This window comes from Acinetobacter sp. YH12252, from assembly GCF_013417365.1.
Lineage (GTDB): Bacteria > Pseudomonadota > Gammaproteobacteria > Pseudomonadales > Moraxellaceae > Acinetobacter > Acinetobacter towneri.
In genome coordinates this window covers 1-2,943 of sequence record NZ_VPEA01000034.1, presented here as the reverse complement: position 1 = coordinate 2,943, position 2,943 = coordinate 1, and the positions used below count along the sequence as shown (strand labels likewise).

General features: G+C 44.1%; 3 protein-coding genes. All 3 read right to left on the bottom strand.

The genetic code is table 11. From position 1 onward, the window contains the following. On the bottom strand, positions 1-699 hold a 699-nt coding region (locus FTV28_RS13355), incomplete at its 3' end, for a recombinase family protein (RefSeq protein WP_179990700.1). 148 nt (positions 700-847) lie between these two features. Next, positions 848-2,014 carry a tetracycline-inactivating monooxygenase Tet(X3) gene (locus FTV28_RS13350; RefSeq protein ID WP_024160783.1) on the bottom strand — a complete coding sequence of 389 codons (1,167 nt, stop codon included), beginning with the start codon at positions 2,012-2,014 and terminating at the stop codon, positions 848-850. Between the two features lie 189 nt (positions 2,015-2,203). Further along, the gene (locus tag FTV28_RS13345; protein ID WP_205779272.1) at positions 2,204-2,797 is read right to left on the bottom strand and encodes a tyrosine-type recombinase/integrase; all 594 of its coding nucleotides are present in this window, start codon (positions 2,795-2,797) and stop codon (positions 2,204-2,206) included. Between the last annotated feature and the right edge of the window lie 146 nt (positions 2,798-2,943).

Genomic DNA, 2,943 nt, shown 5'->3' with positions numbered 1-2,943 from the left:
GGCCAGGGCATCGGCTTCCGTCAATGCGTCCTCCACGAACGCGCCGTGCTGCTTCGCTTCGGCCTGGCTGACCTCGGCCCATATCCGTTTCACCTGGGCCGCACTGTACCCGGCCAGCTCGGCTGTCTTGTTGATGCTGTAGCCGGACTTGCGCAGCGCGACAACTTGGGCGCGGCGCTTCGGATCAGCACGGCGGCCCTTGTACCGCCCGGCCTGGCGGGCCAACTCAATGCCTTGGCGCTGGCGTTCGCGCCTGTCCTCGTAGTCGTCGCGGGCCATCTGCAAGGCCAGGCGAAAAAGCATGATCTGCACGGCTTCCAGCACGATCTTGGCGACGCCCTGGGCCTCGGCCGCCAGGTCGGATAGATCGACCACGCCAGGGACGGCCAGGCGTGCGCCTTTGGCCTGTATCGAGGCCACCAGGCGCTCGGCCTCGGGCAAAGGTAGGCGGCTGATGCGGTCGATCTTCTCGGCAATGACCACCTCGCCGGGCTGTAGGTCGCCGATCATGCGCAGCAGCTCAGGCCGGTCGGCGCGTGCGCCGGATGCCTTCTCACGGTAGATGCCGGCGACGTAGTAGCCGGCGGCCTTCGCGGCCGTAGTGATCGCCTCTTGGCGTTCCAAGTCCTGCGCGTCGGTGCTGACGCGCAGATAGACCCGCGCCACCATCGGCGCGGCTACTGGCTTCGTCCTGCGCATACTTGCGGGCTCCTTTGGGCATACTCAAATGCACCCATCTTAAACTGGCAGCTAATGTACAAAAGTTGATAGAAGCACACAAGTTCAATTTTGCACTTCTGCCCCACTATTGCAAAACTGCTTGTTAGTAGCCGTTTTTTCTTACTGTTTATAGATTCAATAATTTTTGAAACGAAAAATTGGGACTAAACATTTCGGTTTCGTTTTCTGTCGATTCGTCCTGCGTATCTTTTGCATAAACAAACATTTGTTGTTCGTAGTTTTCGATGGCATTTTCAATACTTGTAAATTCTCCGTTTGTAAGGTTTTCAGACAATATCAAAGCATCCAATAATCCCGTATTTACACCCTGTCCTGCAAAAGGCGACATCAAATGAGCAGCATCGCCAATCATTGTTATGGGTAATGGACGGTTACTTTTCCAATCATTGTTCAAAGGAAATTTCCTTGTGGGCAAGCATTGAAATGTTGATACCGAACGTATTAATTGTTTGTAAACTTCACTCCATTTGGAAAATCTTTTCAATAAAAAATCGGCAACGCTGTTTCTGTCCTGAAAATCTAAGGGAATTTTATTTTTCCATTCATCGGGCGTTTTAAAACTAATTCCTAAATACAATGCACCATTATTATTGGGATTGGCAAACAATAAAATGCCCTGATGTCCCGCCATTAATCGGTTGCCGTTGCATAGCTGAAAAAATCCGGGACAGTTTATTTCCGGTTGAAGAATATCAGCTTGGATGTTGAAAGTACCGGTTTCTTCAACTTGCGTGTCGGTAACAAAGCTCCTTATTTTCGACATTCCACCATTGGCAAGAATAACCAAATCTGCTGTTTCACTCGGTTTATTCTCAAAAGTTAGTGTCCACTTCTTCTTACCAGGTTCAAGCATAACAAGTTTTCTATCCCAAATAACCGTGTCGTTTTCTAAACTATTCAACAAGATAGCCCTTAAGTCATTTCTGTTTATTTCAGGATTGTCAAATCGATTTTCGGGCTTTACATTTTTTGTGGATAAAATATTGCCTTTTTCATCAGCAATATTTACACCCATTGGTAAGGCTAAGTCATAATAAGTTTGTAACAATCCCGCTTTTTTCATTGCTTCCTGACCTGAACCTTTGTGTAGGTCAAGGGTTCCACCAAAAATTCTTGCCTCTCGGTCGTTGTCTCTTTCGTAAACTGAAACGTCTATGCCGTTTTGCTGTAATAATTTTGCCATAGTCAGTCCAACGGGTCCACCACCAATTATTGCAACGTTCTTATCACTAAGTAAATTCATTTGTTTGTCCGTATCTATTCGCATTGTCATTCAAAAATGGCACATAACAAGTGGCTATACGCCAAATGGCGTATATATCCACTATATCTTATTTTGCTAAACCTTTCATTATCAGTGACAAATCCGTTTTCAACCGTTTACCGTTCGTTTCTACTCTCTCAAAAGGATTTATATTCATAGTGCTTTTTGTTAAGTTTTGCTCAAATATACAAATCCTTTCTATATATCTAACAAATCCATCGGACTTTTTAATTGTTCCATTCCCTTGGTGGTAATATGTGTATAAACCTCAGTTGTTTTACTGCTTGAATGACCTAACAACGATTGAATATAACGTAAACTCGTACCATTCTCAAGCAAATGCGTTGCAAAGCTATGTCGTAAGGTATGTACAGTAACTTCCTTTTGAATCTTTGCTTTTAAAACAGCTGCTTTAAAAATGTTTTGAATACTTCGGCTTGAGTATGCGCCACCTTTTTGACCTTCAAATAAATAATCTTTTGGTTTATATTCCATAAAGTATGTTCTTAAAATAATTAATGTTTTCTCAGATAAAATGGTATAACGATCTCTTTTTCCTTTTGACTGTTCTATACGAATTTGCATGCGCTTGGAGTCAATGTCTTTTATTTTCAGGTTTATACATTCAGAAATGCGCAAACCTGCCGAATAAATAGTCATCAGAATAGCCTTGTGTTTCACGTTTTCAATAGCGCGTAGTACCCGAATGGTTTCTTCTTCACTCATCACAACAGGAAGTGTTTTTTCTTTTTTTGGTCTTTCGATGAAATATGTTTTCCGTTGTCCACCCAAAACACGTTCGTAATAAAACTGGCACTGTTGCAAAGTTAGCGATGAGGCAGCCTTTTGTCTTATTCAAAGGCCTTACATTTCAAAAACTCTGCTTACCAGGCGCATTTCGCCCAGGGGATCACCATAATAAAATGCTGAGGCCTGGC

What these genes read in the sequence shown, in the direction of transcription:
- FTV28_RS13350 (WP_024160783.1), bottom strand. Translation starts at nt 2,014, where the DNA reads ATGACAATGCGAATAGATACGGACAAACAAATGAATTTACTTAGTGAT.